Raw genomic sequence first — 14,873 nt, forward strand, 5'->3', positions numbered from 1 at the left:
TGCTCTCGTGACCTTTCCTCGTACTAGGCTGACGAGTGGCGGAGTGACATGCGGCATTTCGCCGTGTGCAACGTCGTGCCCGCGCATGCGGAGCACTCCCGACAAGGCTGGTGACCTTTGATGCCGGAGTACCTCGACCCGCTCGTGGCCTGGCGTCGCTTGCACCTGGAGCTGCGGCGGCTGCGCGAGGTGAAGGGGGACACCCAGCAGCAGGTCGCCGACGCGATGGAGTGGTCGCTCTCGAAGCTGATCCGCATCGAGACCGGGCGCATCCGCATCTCGGTGAACGACCTCCGCGTGCTGACCGGCTACTACGGCCTTCCGGACGACGTCCGCAACGAACTCCTGGCCCTGGCCCGCGACTCCCGGAAGTCGGCGTGGTGGGAGCCGTACCGGGACGTGATCTCGAAGAGCTACGCGGAGTTCATCGCCTTCGAGTCGGTTGCGTCCGTGGTGCGTTGCTTCTCCAGCGTCGTGGTGCCGGGTCTCCTGCAGACCGAAGAGTACGCATGGCAGGTCATGGAGGCCGCGGGCATGCCGGACCAGCTCGCCCGGCGCCTCGTGGAACTGCGGATGAAGCGGCAGGAGATGTGGCGGCAGGCGACTTCGGTCGACACGCGCTTCCTCGTCGACGAGTCGGTGATCCGCCGGGTCGTCGGCGGGCCGGAAGTAATGCGTCAGCAGTTGCAGCGTCTGCGGGAGGTCGCCGAACTTCCCAACGTGAGCTTCAAGGTGGTGCCGTACAGCGAAGGCCTCTACCGGCTCCACCGGGTCGGCTACTCGCTGTTCCAATTCCCGGACGACGCGCCCCTGGTCCTGTACCTCGACAACGACTCCAGCGACATGATCACCACCGACGTGGCCGACGAGCGGCCGGTGGCCTACCTGGACACGTACACCGATCTCGACGCGAAGTTCTCGGCCGAGGACGCGACGAAGATCATCGGTGACGCGCTCGCCCGTCTCGGCTGAGCCGCCCTCCTCCCGCGCCTGCCTCGCGGTCGGATCCCGTTGCGGGGCAAGGGAAACCCCTCGAATCGGATACACCCACCCCACCCTCTTGTCAGCAGGTCTGACGTACGGTCCAATTGAACTAAGTCCATATGCCACATGGCAGATGTACGTAGGGCGAACGGCCGGGAGGTGAGGGACATGCGCTCGACAGAGTCCAAGCCGAAAGCGCACGCCCCCGCCTCGTCAGTCGCGGTCGACCGCGGCCAGCAATTCCTTCCATGCGGGTGCGGAGAACGCCAGTACGCCCCTGTCGGGCTGCCGGGAGTCGCGCACGAGGACGCCGTTGTCGCAGCGCGCTTCCAGGCACTCGGTTTTGCTGCCGCTGTACGAACTGCGGTACCAGCTCTTCTTGGTGGTAACGAACTCGGCCACGCTCTCTCCCTTGCCCATGGACATCAGAGGCCGGCCGTAGCGGGGTTCGTGACGCCGTTGGCACGGTTTCCGCAACGGAAGACGGCAACTACCGCTGTAGACAGGAGGATTCCCCCAAACGTCGAAGGTTTCCCCACGAAACGAGGGGGAGCGGCGCACAGCGGCCCGGATTTCGGCGGAACGGTTCCCGCGTGTCCGCTCGCCCGGGCCGCCACGGGGCCCGAGCGCATCCCCCGTCTTGCCGGTGCCTTAGACGCCGAGCAGCAGTCCCTGCCAGGCCGTCGCCGGGAAGGCCAGTACCCCTTTCTCGAGGCCCTGGGAGTCGCGCACGAGGATGCCGTCGTCCCGGCGTACTTCCAGGCAGTTCGTGCCGCCGGCGCTGTGCGAACTCCGGCGCCAGGTCTGTGCGCTGGTGGCGAAATCGGCCACGTTCACTCCTTCGTCCATGGACGTCAGACGGCAGCTGCCGCGGTACACAGGAGGATTTCCGCAATCACTGACGGGCCCCCGCGAAACGGCGGGGAGCGGCGCATGGCCGCTCGGTTTCCGGCGGAAGGGTTCCCGCGCCGGACACCGCTCACGTAAGCGTGCAAATGGGATCAACGCCTCCCCCTTCGGGCGTCCATCCGCACGGCAAGGGGCGGCTCGCCGACTAGCCCTCGGCGTCCGCCCCAGCCGCCGAACCACCGGAAGCAGCCTTCGCTGCCCGGGGATCCGAGACAGACTCCCAGGTTAGCGAAGCCTGCGCACGGTGATAAGGGTCCGCATCGAACCGGATGCCGTGGCCGTGGGCGAACACGCCCGCGGGGCGGGACGGTTCGCCGCGGGCCGTGTCTTCTCGCCGGTGCGCTCCGGCGCGCCGTTCGGCCCTTGGGAGTCATTCCGATGCTGGGTTCTCGGACGCTCCGCGTCCCTTCCGATTCCGATGTCGTCGTCATCCGCAACGGGTACACCTGGACGGTCCCCGGTGCGGTCGGCGCCGTCGCCGTCCTCGTCCTGCTCGGCGCCGTGCGCGGCGGCGGGTCCTCGCACACCGAACCGCCGAACCGCGAGGCCGTCGTCGCCGAAGCGGTCGGCGTCGCGCTGCGTGCCGAACCGCGGTCGGACGCGGCCAAGGTCGTCGACCTGCCGTACAACCGCCAGGTCACGATCGTCTGCCACACCGACGGACCCGCCGCCGGCGGCTGGGGCGGCACCAGCAACGTGTGGGACCGCATCACCGTCGACGGCGCCACCGGGTACGCGCCCGATGTCGCCATCAACACGCACGTCACGGTGGCCCGGATCGCGCCCCGGTGCTGACCGCGGCCCGTCCGGCTTCCGCGCACCGGCCCTGCGGTACGCGGGGGAGCACTCCGTCCGCACACGCGCCGCCCGCACCGCAGCGACAACGCGGTGCGGGCGGCGTGCGTGGTGCCGCCGGCCGACGACTCAGGCCGGGCGTTTTCCGTGGTTGGCGCGGTTCTTGCGGCGGGTCTTGCGCTTGCGGGTTTTCTTGGACACCGCGGCTCCCTCCGCGCGCCGCATCCGGGCGGCGCGTCCATGGGCGTTACGCCGTAAGGTAGTTCGCCCGCGTACGGGTTACCAGGGGAAGCACATCCACGGCGCCGCGGTCGGGTTGGCCGGGACGGGCTCCACCGGCGCCAATTCGGGCTCCTGGGGGGCGGGATCGCGCCCTCCGGTCGACTTGCCCGTCGAGTGGCGGCGTACCCCGTAGACGATGAGCGCGATGCCGACCAGGACGATGCCCGCGACGGTCGCCGCGGTGCCGACCTGCCGCTGCGCGGCGAGTCCGGCGAAGTGGCCGAGGGAGACGAACGCCGCGGCCCAGACCGCCGCGATGGGTATCTGGGTCGCCCCGAAGACCCGGTACGGCACCCGGGCGCGCCCGGCGAGCCGGGGCGCGAAGGTGCGCAGTCCGGAAATCCATTGGCTGGTGGCGAGAGCCAAGGCGCCGTGCCGCAACACGAGGTCCTCGGCGCGTTCGATGGTGTTCCGCAGCTTGCCGCCCTGCCCGGCACGTTTTCCGGCCACCACGCGGCGCGCGGAGGGGCGGCGGCCGCGCAGGTAGGCGATTTGTCCGCCGGTGATCGCGGCGGCCACGGCGACGGGAATCGCCGCGGACAGCGGGACGTCGCCGAGGCGGGTGGCCAGGCCCAGCGCCAAGAGCATCGTCGACCCCGGCAGCACGAGACCGATCAGCAGTGCCGACTCGGTGACCACTGCCAGACCCACCAGTACCAGCATCACGGGTGTGGGCAATGCGCCGATGATGTCGTGGACCACCGGGACCTCCCATCGGCGTACCGCGCGAGCTGCGGCGTACTCACTCCCTTGACGCTTCAGCACAACCTGACCCGGATCTGTTCCCCGTCGCGGGAAAGCCGCACGGGGTTCGGCCGAAATGCATGGTTGGATGGCGCGAAATCGGCCCCTGGCACGACCGCGGGACGGCCGCGAAGCGCGGTTACGCGGTGCGGCGGTGCGGTGCCAGGCCCGCGACGAGGACGTCGAGCAGTGTCGCGAAGCTCGTGTCGATGTCCTGCGGGAGGCCGAAACCGCCCTGTGCCTCCAGGACCGCGAACCCGTGCACGGCCGCGCGCAGCGTGCGGATGAGGTGGATCCGGTCGGCCGCGGACGCGCCGTACTCGCGGACCACGGCGTCCAGCGACGCGACCGACGACGCGGCGGCGGCCTGCGCGGCCGGATCATCCGGGGCCGGCGCGCCGGCGAGCATCGCGGCGCGGTGCGGGTGGGTGCGGACGTGGTCGCGGTACGCGGTGAGCAGCGACCGCACCGCGGCGTCGCCGGAGACACCGAGCGCGGCGGCGTTCAGTACGCGGGCGAGGTCTTCGGTGGCGCGGGTCTCGACGGCGCGGCGCAGTGCCGGGAGTCCGTCGACGTGCTTGTAGAGGGACGGGGTGGCGACACCCGCGCGCTGGGCGACCTTGGCGAGGGTCAGCGCGTCGGGTCCTTCGTCGTCGACGATCCCGACGGCGAGGTCGACGACGGCCTGCGGGGTGAGTCCGGCGCGGGCCATCAGGCGGCGGCCTTCGCGGCGAACTCGGCGACCGCGGCGACCCACGCGTCGGGGAACTCGGCCTGCGGGTAGTGGCCGGAGCCGTCGACCATCACGACGGTGCCGTGCGTGCGCTCGGCGACCAGGCGGGCCTCGGCGGCCGGGTCCTTGAAGTCGGAGTCCTTGGTGCCCATGACGACCAGCGCGGGCCGGGTCAGTTCGGCGGCGCGGTTCTCGCACGCGGCGCGGGAGGACGCGAGCATCGCGCGCAGGGCGGCCACGTGGCCGGGCTGCTTGAGGCTGGTCTTGAGGCGCGCGGCGTAGGCGGCGTGGTCGGCGGGCTTGCGGGTGGGGAACAGGGTCTTCCAGTACGTGAGCCACAGTGCGGGCGTGCGGCCGACCAGCCATTCGGCGGCCTTGATCACGGCGTTCTTGGGGATGTCCCGGATGAACGGGCCGGACAGCACGATCCCCGCGACGAGCTCCGGCGCCTCCGCGGCGATCCACAGCACGCTCGCGCCGGTGAAGGAGGTGCCGACGACGATCGCCGGTCCGGCGCCGAGGTGCCGGAGCAGGGCGATGGTGTCCTCGGCGGAGTCCTCCGGGTTGTAGGAGGCCCAGTCGGCGGACGATTCGCCGGCGCCGCGCAGGTCGGCGGTGACGACGCGGTAGCCGGCCGCGACGAGCAGCGGGGCGGCGTGCCGGAAGACGCCGCGGGTGTCGCCGAGGCCGGGGAGGCACAGGACGAGGGGGCCGGTGCCTTCGGTGTCGTCGTACGCGATCCGGCCGCCGGGGAGGTCGAGGTGGCGGGTGGCGGAGGTGGCGGTCATGGCGGTCGGCTCCTTCGGTCTTGCGGTCCGGGGTCGGTGTCCTGCCCGGCGGGCTCTCTCTGTTAGCCATAAAGCTAATGCACTTAGCTTTGGAGTGCAAGGGGGAGTTCGAGTGGGAGTGCGAGGGGGTGCGGGAAAACGTGTCGGGCCGGCACCGCGTGTGCGGTGCCGGCCCGGTCGCCGTGCGGCCCGATGGCCGCGCCGTTTGCGCTTACGCCCGCCCGTGCCGCAGCAGGCGGCCCGAGTGGGCGCCGACCTCCTTGTCGTCCTCCACCGTCACCTGGCCGTTGACCAGGATGTAGCGGTAGCCCGACGCGCCGATGACGGTGCGCAGCTGCTCGGCGGGCAGGTCGTGGGCGAACTGCGGGTCGCCGTAGGCGAGGGCGTCGTAGTCGTACACGATGATGTCCGCGGCGGCGCCTTCGCGCAGGATGCCGCGGTCGGTGAAGCCGGCGCAGTGCGCGGGGAGCGCGGAGAGGCGCCAGTGGGCGCGTTCGAGGGACGTCCAGGCGTGCTTGCGGACGTACTCGACGATGTACTCGGTGCCGTACATGCCGGCGCTCAGCGTCTTGAGGTGCGCGCCGCCGTCGGACAGGCCGGGGATGAGGTACTCGTAGTCGACGAGTTCCTTGAGGCCTTCGAGGGAGGCGTTGAACTGCCCGGTGTGCACCTCGGTGCGCAGGGCGTCGGCGATCGTGACGTCGCACAGGACGTCGACGGGGTGGCGGCCGAGTTCCTCGCCGATCTCGCGGAAGCTGCGTCCTTCGAAGCGCTTGTACTCGTCGGTGAAGGTCTTGTGCAGCTTCATGTCCGGGTACGCGTGGTAGACCATCGGGTCGAACTCGCGCAGTTCGGCGCGGATCTGCGGGTCTTGGAGGAGCGCGATCTTCGCCTCGACGGTCTCCGCCTCGAAGACGGTCGCGACCGGCGGGCGGACGCTGAGCCCGCCGTACAGCCAGCTGAACGGCACGGGCACGTCGGTGGTCATGGCCTGGCCGTAGATCGGCAGGCCCTTCTCCTGGCAGCGCTTGAGCCACTCGATCTTGCGCTTGTAGAGGCCGCCGCTACGGGTGTTGGCGATGACCGCGTTCCAGATGAGCGGGCGTCCGCTGATCTCGACGAGGTGTTCGAACTCCTCCTCGGTGATCGAGGTGCCCGACAACTGCATGAATCCGCGGCCGAGTTCGGCCAGCGCCTCGGCGAGCGCCAAACGGGTTTCCGGCCACATGACGTCGGTCGGCATCGGAGTGCCGTCGAAGTCGCCCTGCATGAGCCGGTCTTCGGGGTGGCCCGGACGGCCGAGGCACTGCGCGGACCAGCCGCCGGCGCCGGCTTCGAGGGCCTCGCTGAGGATGCGCGCGATCTCGGCGTTCTCTTCGGCGGTCGGCTTGTCGCCGGCCTTGGCGCGGTCGAGGCCGAGGACCCAGACGAGGAGCGGGTTGACGGGCACGTACGGGAGGACGTTGACCGCCTTGGGGGTGCGCTCAAGGCTGTCGAGGTACTCGGGGAACGACACCCAGTCCCAGGGCAGGCCCTGGCGGAGCGTCTCGGTCGGGATGTCCTCGACGGCGGTCATCGACAGCATCGCGCGCTCGCGCTCCTCGGGGCGCACCGGGGCGAAGCCGAAGCCGCAGTTGCCGGTGACCACGGAGGTGACGCCGTGCCAGCCGGAGGTGGTGACGTACGGGTCCCAGAAGACCTGGGCGTCGTAGTGCGTGTGCAGGTCGATGAACCCGGGCGCGACGACGAGGCCGGTCGCGTCGACGACGCGCCCGGCGCCGTCGACCTCCGCCGCGGACAGCCGCCCGATCCGCTCGATGCGGTCGCCGCGGATCGCGATGTCGGCGCGGATCCGCGGGTTGCCGGAGCCGTCGACGACGGTCCCGTTGGTGATGACGATGTCGTAGCCGGTGGCGTTGCCGTTGCTGGCCATCCCGGACCTCCCTTGTTTTAAAGAAGGTTTTTAATACGGCGGGGCGCGGAGGTCAAGAGGATCCGGAGACCGGGAGATGACGGGATCGAAGGTCGCTATCCTCCGCACATGCCGCGAGATTCCGGACCGACGCGTCGGTTGCTCGTCGACGCCGCCGAGCGGCTGTTCGCCGAACAGGGCCTCGACGTGCCCCTCGGCGAGATCACCCGCGCCGCCGGCCAGCGCAATACCGGCGCCGTCCACTACCACTTCGGCGGCCGCGACGGCCTGCTGCGCGCGATCCTCGACCGCCACGTCCCCGCCGTCGCCACCCGCCGCCGGGCACTGCTCGCGGAAGCCCTCGAGACCCCCGGCGACCCCGCCGGCTTCGGCCGCGCGCTCGCCCTCCCGGTCACCGGACTCCTCTACGGCTCCCCGACCGACCGCGCCTACCTGCAGATCTCCGTCCGCCTGATGGGCGACCCCACCTCCCCGGTGGCCCGCGAACTCGGCGGCGACGACGTCCAGGACGTCGTCGCCGCAGCCATCCGCGCCTTCACCCCGGCCGACCCGGCCGCCCTGCAGGAGCGCGCCTTCCTCGCCGTCCAGATGACCGGCCTCCTCTGCGCCCACCGAGCCGCCCGCGGCGACACCAAACCCCGCCCGGACGCGATCGTCCGCACCGGAGAACTGACCCGCACGGAGTTCGAAGCCCACGTGACGGCCATTTGTGCGGGGGCGGTACGGCCGCCGGGGTAGGGGGGGCGGCGGGGTGGAGGGCGGTCGGAGGAACAGCGGGAAAAACGGAGAGGCCCGCTCTCCTCGCCGAAGAGCGGGCCGATCGCGGTGTCAGGTAGGCCGAACCCTCATACGGCCTACCAAGGGGAGTCGAACCCTCATACGACTCGTTCCGCGGTCCGTACCCCTGGCGCACCTCAGGGCAGAGCGCGCCAGGGGACGTTTGTGTCAGGCGGGAATTCCTCCCGCCGTCTTGTCGCGCAGCCGGGACGCGGTCCGGGCGAGCGCTTCGATCCGGGCCCAGTCGCCGGCTGCGACTGCGGATGCCGGGAGCATCCACGAGCCGCCCACGCATGCCACGTTCGGCAGGGCGAGGTAGGCCGGGGCGCTGTCCGGGGTGATCCCGCCGGTCGGGCAGAACCGCACGTCGGGCACCGGCGACGCCAGGGCCTTCAGGTACGGGGCCCCGCCCGAGGCCTCCGCCGGGAAGAACTTCATCTCGCGGACGCCGTGTTCGCGCAGCCGCAGCACCTCCGACACCGTTGAGGTGCCGGGCAGGAACGGCAGCCCGGTGTCCGCCAGCGCGCTGTACAACGCGTCGGTGCAGCCGGGGGTCACCAGGAAATTCGCGCCGGCGTCCGCGGCGGCCTTCGCCTGGTCCGGGCTCAGCACGGTGCCGGCGCCGACGTAGGCGCCTTCCACCTCGGCCGCGATCCGCTCGATCGCGCCCAGCGCGGCCTCGGTGCGCAGGGTCACCTCGACGGCCGGGAGGCCGCCCGCGACGAGGGCGCGGGCCAGGGGCACCGCGGCTTCCACGTCGTCGACGATCACGACCGGCACCACGGGTGCCAGGTCCAAGGGGGACCGGGGGGTCAGGGGCGAGCTCATACGCCGACCGCCTCTCGTGCCTGCGCGCCGCTGTGCGTCTCGAGCCACGCCGCCGCGCCCACCAGGGCGGGGTACGGCGCGGTCACCAGCACCGTGGAAATGCGGTGCAGGTACGCGGCCATGGTCGGGTTGGTCTCGAATCCCGCCCGGAACTCGCTGTCCAGCAGCAGTTCCGCGATGCGCGGCAGGACGCCGCCGGCCAGGAACACCCCGCCGCGGGCGCCGAGCGTGAGCGCGACGCTGCCCGCGAAGGTGCCGAGCAGCCGGCAGAACAGTTCGATGGTCTCGGTGCACAGCGGGTCGCTGCCCGCCAGCGCGCGCCCGGAGATGTCCGCGGGGGACAGCGCTTCGGGGGTGGCGTCGTGCGACTTTGCGACGTGGCGGTACAACCGGGTCAGCCCCGGGCCGGACAGCACGTGCTCCGCGGTCACCATGCCGAAGCCGCCGCGCTCGCCGAGCAGGACCTCGATCGCTTCCGCGTCGACCCCGTGGCCCGGGCGCAGCAGCATGTGGCCGCCTTCGCCGGGCAGCGGCACGTAGCCGCCGCCGGGGACCGGGACCAGGCCCGCGACGCCGAGGCCGGTGCCGGGGCCGAGGACGGCCATCGGCAGGGACGTGTCGGGGCGGCGGTCGCCGATCACCACGAGGTCGTCGTCGCCGAGGTGCGGCAGCGACAGCGCGAGTGCTTCGAAGTCGTTGATCAGGTGCAGTGCGTCGACGTCGAGGCGGCGGCGGGTGTCCGAGATCGACAGTGCCCACGTGCCGTTGGTGAAGCGGAAGCGGTCGCCGGTCACCGGGCCCGCGACGGCCGCGCACACGGCGCCGGGGCGGCCCGCGCCGACGGCGGCGAGGTACTGCTCGACGGCGGCTTCGAGGTCGGGGTGTTCGGCGGCGCGCAGCACGAGCACGCGCTCGGCGGCCGCGCCGGGGGCGGTGACCAGGCCGAAGCGGGCATTGGTGCCGCCGATGTCGGCGACCAGCCAGGGGCGGGACTCGGTGGGCAGCGGGACTTCGTACGTCACAGCGCCACCTCCGCAGCCTCGTCGCGAACGTGGTCGAGGGGGGTGCCGACGGTGGCCGCGCCCAGGTCGGCCGGGCCGACGCTGCCGCGGAGCGCGGCGAACAGTTCGCGGCCGGTGCCGACCCACTGGGCGTCGGTCGGGGCCGCGCCGGTGGCCGGGCGGGCCGCGAACTCGGCGTCGTCGACGGCGATCACGAGGGTGCCGGTGACCGCGTCGACGGTGACGACGTCGCCGTCGCGCACCTTGGCGAGCGGTCCGCCGACGGCTGCTTCGGGGGTGCAGTGGATCGCGGCCGGGATCTTGCCGGACGCGCCGGACAGGCGTCCGTCGGTGACCAGCGCGACCGCGTGCCCGCGGTCCTGCAGGACGCCGAGCGCCGGGATCAGCTTGTGGAGTTCCGGCATCCCGTTGGCCCGCGGACCCTGGTAGCGGAGCACCGCGACCACATCGTGGTCGAGTTCGCCGGCTTCGAACGCGGCGGTGAACTCGGCCTGGCCGTCGAACACCCGGGCGGGCGCGGTGACGGTGTGGTGGTCGGGGGAGACCGCGGAGACCTTGAGCACCGCACGGCCGAGGTTGCCGTGCAGCATCCGCAGGCCGCCGTCGGGCGCGAACGGGTCGTCGTGCGGCCGCAGCACCTCGGTGTCCAGGCTCTTCGCCGGGCCCTCGCGCCAGGCCAGCCGGCCCTCGTCGAGGTACGGCTCCTGCCGGTACCGGTCGAGGCCCGGACCGGCGACCGTCTGCACGTCGGGGTGCAGCAGCCCGCCGTCGAGCAGCGTCCCGACCAGGAACGCGGTGCCGCCCGCGGCGTGGAAGTGGTTGATGTCCGCCGGCCCGTTCGGGTACATGCGCGCCAGCAGCGGCACGACGGTGGACAGCTCGGCGAAGTCGTCCCAGGTCAGCGTGATGCCCGCGGCGGCCGCGATGGCGACCAGGTGGAGCGTCAGGTTGGTCGACCCGCCGGTGGCGAGCAGCGCGACGACGGCGTTGACGATCGCCTTCTCGTCGACGATTTCGGCGATCGGCGTGTACGCGCGGACCAGCGTGTCCGGGTCGCCGAGCGCGGTCGTCGCGGCGACGCGCGCACCCGCGGCGTCGGTCAGCGCGGCGCGCAGCGGCTGGTCCGGGTGCACGAAGCTGGCGCCCGGCAGGTGGAGGCCGAGGACCTCCATGAGGAGTTGGTTGGTGTTGGCGGTGCCGTAGAAGGTGCACGTGCCGATGCCGTGGTACGCCTTGGCTTCCGCGTCCAGGAGTTCCTCGCGGGTGGCCTTGCCCTCGGCGAAGCGCTGGCGGACCCGGGCCTTCTCCTTGTTGGGGAGGCCGGAGGACATCGGTCCGGCGGGCACGAACACCGTCGGCAGGTGGCCGAAGGACAGGGCGCCGATCACCAGGCCGGGCACGATCTTGTCGCACACGCCGAGCATCAGCGCGCCGTCGAACATGTCGTGCGCGAGGGCGACGGCCGCCGCCATGGCGACCACGTCGCGGGAGAAGAGGGAAAGCTCCATGCCCGCGCGCCCCTGCGTGATGCCGTCGCACATCGCGGGCACGCCGCCCGCGAACTGCGCGACACCGCCGGCCGCGGCGACCGCGGTCTTGAGCTGCTCGGGGTAGTCCCGCAGCGGCTGGTGCGCGGAAAGCATGTCGTTGTACGCGGAGACGATCGCGATGTTCGGCTTGACGGGGCCCTGCGGACCGGTGCCGCGCAGCGCCAGCTTGTCTTCGACGCCGCAGGCCGCGAAGCCGTGCGCGAAGTTGGCGCAGCCGAGCTGGGTGCGCACCGGGCGCTCGGACGCGGCGGCACGGACCCGATCCAGGTACGCCGACCGCGCGGCGGCGCTGCGGCGGGCTATGCGCTCCGTCACCGCGGCCACCGTCGGGTGGGTCGTCTGCTCGTTCACCGTGCTGCCTCGCGTTGCCTCGTGCCAGGTCCCGGGAGGGGGCCTGATGGGGAACTTTCGAGGATCAAACTAGGGGTACTTTTGCTTCTTGGCAAGCAAAAGAATGACGCTCGGGCGTAGAAGAGATGAACTTCGGTCTTTGACCGGGGTAAAAGGGTCCTGGTTCACTGGGGGTATGGCCCGACGCGCGAACCCCCTGCCGCACAGCAGTGCGGGGGATGTCCTGCAGCTCGTGCGGGACGGGGAGGCCGAGACGCGGGCCGATGTGGCCCGGCTGACCGGTCTGTCCCGTTCCGCCGTTGCCGCGCGCGTCGACGACCTCGTCGCCGCGGGTCTCCTGGCCGAGCGCGCGGACCGCGCGTCGACCGGCGGACGCCCGCCGATGCGCCTCGAACTCAACGCCGCGGGCGGCCTGGTGCTCGCCGCCTCGCTCGGCAGCAGCCGCGGCCAGCTCGCGGTCTGCGACCTGCACGGCACGGTCTTGGCGACCCGCGAAACCGCGATGGCCGCGGGCAGCGGCCCGGACGCGGTCCTGTCCCGGCTGCCCGACTGGTTCGACGCCCTGCTCGCCGAAGAGGGCTACGCCCCGGACGACGTGCGCGGCATCGGCGTCGCGGTCCCCGGCACCGTCGAACTGGCCACCGGGCGTGCGGTCGGCCCCCCGACGCTGCCCGGCTGGGACGGCGTGGCGATCGCCCCCGCACTGCAGCGGCGCTGGCCGGTCCCGGTGTACGTGGACAACGACGTGAACGTCATGGCGCTCGGCGAGTTCCGCACCCGCGGCGACGCCGGCGACCTGGTCTTCGTGAAGGTCTCCACCGGCATCGGCGCCGGAATAGTGTCCGAGGGCCGGGTCTACCGCGGCGCCCTCGGCGCGGCCGGTGAGATCGGCCACATCCCCGTCGCGGGCGGCCGCGGGCTGCGCTGCTGGTGCGGCAACGTCGACTGCCTCGAAGTGCTGGCGAGCGGCCGGCACCTGGTGGAGACGCTGGCCGCGCACGGCGCGGCGGTGGCCGGGGTCCGCGACGTCGTGGCGCTGGCCGCGGCCGGGCACCCCGAGGCGGTCAGCTTGGTGCGGGAGTCCGGCCGGCTGCTCGGCGAGGTGCTGGCCAGCGTGGTGAACGTGCTGAACCCGGCCGTCGTGGTGCTCGGCGGCGACCTGGCCGACGCCGGTGATCCGCTGCTCGCCGGGGTGCGCGAGGTGGTCTACCGCCGGTCGACCGCGGTGGCGACCCGGGAACTCAAGATCGTCGCCAGCTCGCTCGGCGAGCAGGCCGGTCTGCACGGCTGCGCGACGATGGCGCTCGACCGCATCCTGTCGCCGGAATCGGTGGACGCGACGCTGGCCCGGTACGCCGCGCAGCGTGCGGTGGACGACGCCGTGGCGGTCTGACCGGCCCGGTCGGGCCGACCGCACGCAAGCCGCGCGCATAGAAGCGCGCATATATACGTAGGGAAGAAGGGGCTCCGCCGACCGGCGGGGCCCTTCTGCTTTCCGTGCTCCCGGCTGTCGGCGGCTTCCGTCCGCCAAGGCCGTGCGGCAGGGCTCGCCCTGAAGAAAGTTGACCCTTCAACTAGCGGAATGTTTATCGCTCAACTATTGTTTGACCTGTCGAACCCGGAGAGACCGGGTCGATACTCGAATCGACGGACGATTCGACGCCCAGGAGGTCCGCCATGCCCGCCGTGACCGTCGAGAACCCGCTCAACCTGCCGCAGCTGCACAAGCCGGCGGTGGGGAGCCGCCCGCGCAAGGTGGTCCAGGTGGCGACCGCGCCCAGCGGTCTGGAAGGGGAGGGCTTCCCGGTCCGCCGCGCGTTCGCGGGCGTCGACCAGGCGCGCCTCGACCCGTTCGTCATGATGGACCAGATGGGCGAGGTGGAGTACGCCGCCGGGGAGGCCAAGGGCACCCCGTGGCACCCGCACCGCGGCTTCGAAACCGTGACCTACCTGATCGACGGCACTTTCCGGCACCAGGACTCGGCGGGCGGCGGCGGTCTGATCACCGACGGGGACACCCAGTGGATGACCGCGGGCTCCGGCCTGCTGCACATCGAGGCGCCGCCGGAGGAACTCGTGCGCAGCGGCGGCCTCTTCCACGGCATTCAGCTGTGGGTGAACCTGCCGTCCGTGCAGAAGATGTCCGACCCCCGCTACCAGGACATCCGGGCCGGGAACGTGAAGCTGCTGACCACCGAGGACGGCGGGTCGCTGGTCCGGGTGATCGCCGGATCGGTGGCCGGATATGACGGTCCGGGCATCACGCACACCCCGATCACCCTGATCCACGCCACGGTGAGCCCCGGCGCGCGCCTGGAACTCCCGTGGCAGCCGGACTACAACGCCCTGGTGTACGTGCTCAACGGCGCGGGCACCGTCGGCACCGAGGGCCGACCTGTGCGTATGGGCCAGACCGCGGTCTTCGGCGACGGCGACAGCATCGAGCTGCGCGCCGACGACAAGCAGGAGGGCCGGTCGCCGAACCTGGACGTGATCATCCTCGGCGGCCTGCCGATCGGCGAGGAAGTGGCCTGGTACGGGCCGTTCGTCATGAACACCCATGCGGAACTCGCCCAGGCGTTCGACGATTTCCGGTCGGGCCGGATGGGCACGGTGCCCGCCGACCGGATCTGACCCCCGGCGGCGCCGCGGACACACCGCGTTCCGCCGCCGGCAGACGAAAGCCGCAGGCTGCCGCCTGCGGCTTTCGTATTTGTGGATTTGGCGCTTCGTTCGTTGCCCTAGGCTGTCCGCGTGGTGACCACGACGCGGGCGGCAGGGCATGAAATGCACCGGTGTGCGCGCCTCTTGACGCTGCCTTGCGGTCTGGTCACACTGAGCAAGGTCAATTGGAACGTACCGGTTTGTAGGCGGCAAACGGTGAGAGGCGGCGGTGGCTGATGGCCGATTCGCCGTGGCGGAAGAGCGTCCGCGAAAGCACCGTCAAGAACCGTGTGTCGACGGTCAACTGGGCGGCCAAGCAAGTCGTCCATTCCGACCTGCTCACCGCGCTCATCCTGGGCGCGGCCGCCGTGACGGCGGTCGTCCTGCACTTAAGGGGCCGCGACTCCCGGGCCGAATGGCTCGGTATCGCCATCGCGTTGCCCTGGGTCCTCGCCGCGTTCCGGCACCGCAAGATTTGCAACCCGTGCCCGCGCCAGAAGGGCGGCGGGTGAT

The 14,873-nt window shown here is 71.7% G+C and carries 16 protein-coding genes; 6 read left to right on the plus strand and 10 right to left on the minus strand.

Annotation, left to right across the window (positions count from 1 at the left end):
* The first annotated feature begins 120 nt into the window (after nt 1-120).
* The gene (locus ABEA93_RS05245; protein ID WP_345674083.1) at nt 121-972 is read left to right on the plus strand and encodes a helix-turn-helix domain-containing protein; all 852 of its coding nucleotides are present in this window, start codon (nt 121-123) and stop codon (nt 970-972) included.
* Between the two features lie 225 nt (nt 973-1,197).
* Here the strand turns inward: ABEA93_RS05245 and ABEA93_RS05250 are convergent, their stop codons facing one another.
* Complete coding sequence (locus ABEA93_RS05250; protein WP_345674084.1) at nt 1,198-1,386, minus strand: DUF397 domain-containing protein; 189 nt, start codon at nt 1,384-1,386, stop codon at nt 1,198-1,200.
* Nucleotides 1,387-1,635: 249 nt separating this feature from the next.
* Nucleotides 1,636-1,833: a DUF397 domain-containing protein gene (locus ABEA93_RS05255; protein WP_345674085.1), complete on the minus strand. Its 198-nt coding sequence runs from the start codon at nt 1,831-1,833 to the stop codon at nt 1,636-1,638.
* A 438-nt stretch (nt 1,834-2,271) separates the two neighbouring features.
* Here ABEA93_RS05255 and ABEA93_RS05260 point away from each other — a divergent pair, with 438 nt between their 5' ends.
* Nucleotides 2,272-2,688, plus strand: coding sequence for a hypothetical protein (locus ABEA93_RS05260; RefSeq protein WP_345674086.1), 417 nt, complete (start codon nt 2,272-2,274; stop codon nt 2,686-2,688).
* Nucleotides 2,689-2,817: 129 nt separating this feature from the next.
* Here ABEA93_RS05260 and ABEA93_RS42080 read toward each other — a convergent pair whose 3' ends face one another.
* The 5 genes from ABEA93_RS42080 to ABEA93_RS05280 all read right to left on the minus strand — a co-directional run bounded on the left by ABEA93_RS42080 (nt 2,818) and on the right by ABEA93_RS05280 (nt 7,168).
* A complete protein-coding gene (locus tag ABEA93_RS42080) occupies nt 2,818-2,889 on the minus strand; it encodes a 50S ribosomal protein bL37 (RefSeq protein WP_372498534.1) in 72 nt (23 codons plus the stop codon).
* A gap of 78 nt (nt 2,890-2,967) precedes the next feature.
* Complete coding sequence (locus ABEA93_RS05265) at nt 2,968-3,672, minus strand: DedA family protein (RefSeq protein WP_345674087.1); 705 nt, start codon at nt 3,670-3,672, stop codon at nt 2,968-2,970.
* 181 nt (nt 3,673-3,853) lie between these two features.
* Nucleotides 3,854-4,426 (minus strand): TetR/AcrR family transcriptional regulator, encoded by a 573-nt coding sequence (locus ABEA93_RS05270; protein ID WP_345674088.1) that lies wholly within the window; start codon nt 4,424-4,426, stop codon nt 3,854-3,856.
* A complete protein-coding gene (locus tag ABEA93_RS05275) occupies nt 4,426-5,235 on the minus strand; it encodes an alpha/beta fold hydrolase (RefSeq protein ID WP_345674089.1) in 810 nt (269 codons plus the stop codon). The genes ABEA93_RS05270 and ABEA93_RS05275 overlap by 1 nt, the downstream gene beginning before the upstream one ends.
* Before the next feature lie 211 nt (nt 5,236-5,446).
* Entirely contained in the window at nt 5,447-7,168 is a 1,722-nt protein-coding gene (locus tag ABEA93_RS05280; RefSeq protein WP_345674090.1) for an N-acyl-D-amino-acid deacylase family protein, read from the minus strand.
* Nucleotides 7,169-7,276: 108 nt separating this feature from the next.
* Here ABEA93_RS05280 and ABEA93_RS05285 point away from each other — a divergent pair, with 108 nt between their 5' ends.
* Nucleotides 7,277-7,906: a TetR family transcriptional regulator gene (locus ABEA93_RS05285; RefSeq protein ID WP_345674091.1), complete on the plus strand. Its 630-nt coding sequence runs from the start codon at nt 7,277-7,279 to the stop codon at nt 7,904-7,906.
* Nucleotides 7,907-8,113: 207 nt separating this feature from the next.
* On the opposite strand, the gene eda is transcribed toward ABEA93_RS05285, so the two are convergent.
* Genes eda through edd form a run of 3 tightly spaced genes read right to left on the minus strand, consistent with a single transcriptional unit; the run spans nt 8,114 to nt 11,696 of the window.
* Nucleotides 8,114-8,773, minus strand: a complete 660-nt coding sequence (gene eda, locus ABEA93_RS05290; RefSeq protein WP_345674092.1) for a bifunctional 4-hydroxy-2-oxoglutarate aldolase/2-dehydro-3-deoxy-phosphogluconate aldolase — start codon at nt 8,771-8,773, stop codon at nt 8,114-8,116.
* The gene (gene glk / locus ABEA93_RS05295; RefSeq protein WP_345674093.1) at nt 8,770-9,795 is read right to left on the minus strand and encodes a glucokinase; all 1,026 of its coding nucleotides are present in this window, start codon (nt 9,793-9,795) and stop codon (nt 8,770-8,772) included. The genes eda and glk overlap by 4 nt, the downstream gene beginning before the upstream one ends.
* Nucleotides 9,792-11,696 (minus strand): phosphogluconate dehydratase, encoded by a 1,905-nt coding sequence (gene edd, locus ABEA93_RS05300; protein ID WP_345674094.1) that lies wholly within the window; start codon nt 11,694-11,696, stop codon nt 9,792-9,794. Before edd ends, glk begins: the two co-directional genes overlap by 4 nt.
* A gap of 175 nt (nt 11,697-11,871) precedes the next feature.
* Here edd and ABEA93_RS05305 point away from each other — a divergent pair, with 175 nt between their 5' ends.
* From ABEA93_RS05305 to ABEA93_RS05315, 3 genes are all read left to right on the plus strand, one after another.
* A complete protein-coding gene (locus ABEA93_RS05305) occupies nt 11,872-13,089 on the plus strand; it encodes an ROK family transcriptional regulator (RefSeq protein WP_345674095.1) in 1,218 nt (405 codons plus the stop codon).
* Between the two features lie 284 nt (nt 13,090-13,373).
* On the plus strand, nt 13,374-14,330 hold the full coding sequence (locus tag ABEA93_RS05310; protein WP_345674096.1) for a pirin family protein: 957 nt from the start codon (nt 13,374-13,376) through the stop codon (nt 14,328-14,330).
* Nucleotides 14,331-14,596: 266 nt separating this feature from the next.
* Nucleotides 14,597-14,872 (plus strand): hypothetical protein, encoded by a 276-nt coding sequence (locus ABEA93_RS05315; RefSeq protein WP_345674097.1) that lies wholly within the window; start codon nt 14,597-14,599, stop codon nt 14,870-14,872.
* The last annotated feature ends 1 nt before the right edge of the window (nt 14,873 follow it).

Source organism: Yinghuangia aomiensis (assembly GCF_039542225.1).
Lineage (GTDB): Bacteria > Actinomycetota > Actinomycetes > Streptomycetales > Streptomycetaceae > Yinghuangia > Yinghuangia aomiensis.

Bases quoted from the DNA above. Each gene is read 5' to 3' on its own strand.
- ABEA93_RS05315 (WP_345674097.1), top strand. From the start codon at position 14,597: ATGGCCGATTCGCCGTGGCGGAAGAGCGTCCGCGAAAGCACCGTCAAG.
- ABEA93_RS05280 (WP_345674090.1), bottom strand. From the start codon at position 7,168: ATGGCCAGCAACGGCAACGCCACCGGCTACGACATCGTCATCACCAAC.
- ABEA93_RS05305 (WP_345674095.1), top strand. From the start codon at position 11,872: ATGGCCCGACGCGCGAACCCCCTGCCGCACAGCAGTGCGGGGGATGTC.
- ABEA93_RS05260 (WP_345674086.1), top strand. From the start codon at position 2,272: ATGCTGGGTTCTCGGACGCTCCGCGTCCCTTCCGATTCCGATGTCGTC.
- ABEA93_RS05270 (WP_345674088.1), bottom strand. From the start codon at position 4,426: ATGGCCCGCGCCGGACTCACCCCGCAGGCCGTCGTCGACCTCGCCGTC.
- ABEA93_RS05285 (WP_345674091.1), top strand. From the start codon at position 7,277: ATGCCGCGAGATTCCGGACCGACGCGTCGGTTGCTCGTCGACGCCGCC.
- ABEA93_RS05255 (WP_345674085.1), bottom strand. From the start codon at position 1,833: ATGGACGAAGGAGTGAACGTGGCCGATTTCGCCACCAGCGCACAGACC.
- ABEA93_RS05310 (WP_345674096.1), top strand. From the start codon at position 13,374: ATGCCCGCCGTGACCGTCGAGAACCCGCTCAACCTGCCGCAGCTGCAC.
- ABEA93_RS05275 (WP_345674089.1), bottom strand. From the start codon at position 5,235: ATGACCGCCACCTCCGCCACCCGCCACCTCGACCTCCCCGGCGGCCGG.
- ABEA93_RS05245 (WP_345674083.1), top strand. From the start codon at position 121: ATGCCGGAGTACCTCGACCCGCTCGTGGCCTGGCGTCGCTTGCACCTG.
- eda (WP_345674092.1), bottom strand. From the start codon at position 8,773: ATGAGCTCGCCCCTGACCCCCCGGTCCCCCTTGGACCTGGCACCCGTG.